A 2002-nucleotide genomic window follows, 5' to 3' on the forward strand; every position below is an offset into this window, starting at 1 on the left:
GGACCATGGACAACTCAGCCGAAATCCTTGCGTACAACATCAAGCGGCTGCAGGAGACACACATGAACATCATCGAAGCAACAAAAGCCGCCGTCGAAAAGCGCATGGCGATGCGCCGCCCTCACTGGGACACGGACCTCTGGGATGGAGAGAAATACTATCCCAAGTGCTTCTATCCGACCAACGGATACGGAAGCACTCTCCAGACGGTAGACAGCTACAGTGCCTGGCTTGACCACGCTGAATTCAGCACAAATGACCTGCTCGCCGAAGACTGGGAACTGTGCGAACTTCCGTTCGACCTGGATGTGACCCTCGGCCTGTGGGACGGAATACCGTTCGACAACTCAGAGGAGTTGATGGCGTCATGAACGAAAAGAAAAAACCCTCAGCGGCAACTGAGGGGAAAAGCAAAAAAGTGATCCCTTGGATGGAGCCCAAGGTAATCGCGTCGGCTATTGATCAGGATGAGAATCTTCAAAAAGACACTCGTTATATTCCGCAAGGTTTAGACGATTTACGAACTCCGATATTGGAGAGTGTGGAATTTGGCAGGCTTAACGGGATGCAGCTGGACGGTCTACCAATCAAGAGCCAGACAATAACCGTTAATCAAGATGGAACGACGACTGTAACGGTTATCCTGCAATGGCTTTCGCGATGAGTGAAGCTACAACCTGCGATGCAATATCACTCATGTATTTCAAGGACACCGATCCAACTCTATTGGCGATCGATTTGCTTTTAGACCAGACTTCAGGCTCGCGAATGTTATCAAGATATTCATGACCGATCCAGGTCAGCGAAGATATTGAAGTATCTGGAATATTGTCGTAACCATACGCCTTTCCTTTGATGAACCCGGCATCCAGCAATTGTCTGGCTGTATAGAGGATGGCGCCTCGATCATATCCGGATATCTGTATAGATGAAGCCATCCTTAAATCATTGAAAGCAAATTCTCGTTCAATATAGAGCAGCATTTCGCGTACGAGATCGTGATTAAGTTCCATTTTTTCACCCCCTTTCTCAGGGGAAGCATATCAGAAAGGAAACACCATGAAACACAACTTCCAGATCGTCGATTCTATCCCGTACGGGTTCGGAGTCTGGAACATCCCAATGGATGACATGCCAGGATACCTGCCGCTTTGCGAAGAGATCCCCGGCACGAACCACAAGGTGAACCAGGACACACTGAAAATCATCGCCTGCTCCAACCCGGAGCCTGTGCTGAAAGCCGCAGGACTGGGAGCACGGACTCTGAAAGGGTGCATCCAGCAAATCGAAAGGCTTCGCAAAAAGGCAGCAATGGGAATCATCAGCAGCTACGGACGATGGAGGCTGCAAGTCTTAGAGGAGGCCTATCCAATCATGGCCTGCCTGAAATGGGAAAAGGAGTCCGAATGACACTGGATAACGCAACCATCAACTCGCTGGCAAGGGCCATCACACCCCAGAAGCTGGCGATGTTCTTCTCGGATCCGGTCAACCTTGAGGGATTCGAGGCCTGGAAGGCAGAAAGAGACAGAAAGAAAGAGGAAGGGAAATGACACGACCAATAAAAGACTTGTTTGGAAACAGCAAAGCCATGAGTGTCTGTGAAGCAGCGTACATCATGGGAATCTCTGATCAGGCCTTGAGGATCCTGCTGCAGAGAAAAGACATGCCATGGGGCATGGCATGGAAAGGCCGGGGCAGAAATTACCAATACTACATCAACCGCAAGAAATTCATGAAGGAGTTTGGCGATGACTGAGAACAAAAAAGAAAGCGTCATCCAGGCTGTCAAGGGGATGGCGGAACAGCTCAACAAAGCAAAAAAAGACCTCAAAGATGCGGTCAACGCAGCAGATGACGCGGCCTCGCGGGCTGAGTTCGCATCGGACAGAGCTTACCAGCTGGTGGAAAGCGTCGGAGAGGCAGAAAGAAAACTCCGGCAGCTGATGGACCTGCTGGATGATGAGGTTCGACCATGATTCCCGATTTCTATGAGGCCTGG

The 2002-nt window shown here is 50.1% G+C and carries 7 protein-coding genes; 6 read left to right on the plus strand and 1 reads right to left on the minus strand.

Annotated elements, in window-relative coordinates; all coding sequences use genetic code 11:
- Together Q2J39_RS10655 and Q2J39_RS10660 are read left to right on the plus strand one after the other, a co-directional pair.
- The coding region (locus Q2J39_RS10655; RefSeq protein WP_300968167.1) for a hypothetical protein at positions 1–371 on the plus strand (371 nt) is incomplete at its 5' end.
- Positions 368–664, plus strand: coding sequence for a hypothetical protein (locus Q2J39_RS10660; RefSeq protein ID WP_289068958.1), 297 nt, complete (start codon positions 368–370; stop codon positions 662–664). The genes Q2J39_RS10655 and Q2J39_RS10660, both read left to right, overlap by 4 nt.
- Here the strand turns inward: Q2J39_RS10660 and Q2J39_RS10665 are convergent.
- Entirely contained in the window at positions 639–1013 is a 375-nt protein-coding gene (locus Q2J39_RS10665; RefSeq protein WP_289068957.1) for a DUF2513 domain-containing protein, read from the minus strand. The genes Q2J39_RS10660 and Q2J39_RS10665 overlap by 26 nt on opposite strands.
- Positions 1014–1059: 46 nt before the next feature.
- Here Q2J39_RS10665 and Q2J39_RS10670 point away from each other — a divergent pair, with 46 nt between their 5' ends.
- From Q2J39_RS10670 to Q2J39_RS10685, 4 genes are read left to right on the plus strand one after another with little or no spacing between them, the layout of a single operon-like run.
- Positions 1060–1410, plus strand: a complete 351-nt coding sequence (locus Q2J39_RS10670; RefSeq protein WP_289068956.1) for a hypothetical protein — start codon at positions 1060–1062, stop codon at positions 1408–1410.
- Positions 1407–1553 carry a hypothetical protein gene (locus Q2J39_RS10675; RefSeq protein WP_289068955.1) on the plus strand — a complete coding sequence of 49 codons (147 nt, stop codon included), beginning with the start codon at positions 1407–1409 and terminating at the stop codon, positions 1551–1553. The genes Q2J39_RS10670 and Q2J39_RS10675 overlap by 4 nt, the downstream gene beginning before the upstream one ends.
- Positions 1550–1759, plus strand: a complete 210-nt coding sequence (locus tag Q2J39_RS10680) for a hypothetical protein (RefSeq protein ID WP_289068954.1) — start codon at positions 1550–1552, stop codon at positions 1757–1759. The genes Q2J39_RS10675 and Q2J39_RS10680 overlap by 4 nt, the downstream gene beginning before the upstream one ends.
- Positions 1752–1979: a hypothetical protein gene (locus tag Q2J39_RS10685; RefSeq protein WP_300968168.1), complete on the plus strand. Its 228-nt coding sequence runs from the start codon at positions 1752–1754 to the stop codon at positions 1977–1979. The genes Q2J39_RS10680 and Q2J39_RS10685 overlap by 8 nt, the downstream gene beginning before the upstream one ends.
- The last annotated feature ends 23 nt before the right edge of the window (positions 1980–2002 follow it).

Source organism: uncultured Allobaculum sp., assembly GCF_948576815.1.
In the GTDB taxonomy this organism is placed as follows: domain Bacteria; phylum Bacillota_I; class Bacilli_A; order Erysipelotrichales; family Erysipelotrichaceae; genus Allobaculum; species Allobaculum fili.

Bases quoted from the DNA above. Each gene is read 5' to 3' on its own strand.
- Q2J39_RS10660 (WP_289068958.1), top strand. From the start codon at position 368: ATGAACGAAAAGAAAAAACCCTCAGCGGCAACTGAGGGGAAAAGCAAA.
- Q2J39_RS10665 (WP_289068957.1), bottom strand. From the start codon at position 1,013: ATGGAACTTAATCACGATCTCGTACGCGAAATGCTGCTCTATATTGAA.
- Q2J39_RS10670 (WP_289068956.1), top strand. From the start codon at position 1,060: ATGAAACACAACTTCCAGATCGTCGATTCTATCCCGTACGGGTTCGGA.
- Q2J39_RS10675 (WP_289068955.1), top strand. From the start codon at position 1,407: ATGACACTGGATAACGCAACCATCAACTCGCTGGCAAGGGCCATCACA.
- Q2J39_RS10680 (WP_289068954.1), top strand. From the start codon at position 1,550: ATGACACGACCAATAAAAGACTTGTTTGGAAACAGCAAAGCCATGAGT.
- Q2J39_RS10685 (WP_300968168.1), top strand. From the start codon at position 1,752: ATGACTGAGAACAAAAAAGAAAGCGTCATCCAGGCTGTCAAGGGGATG.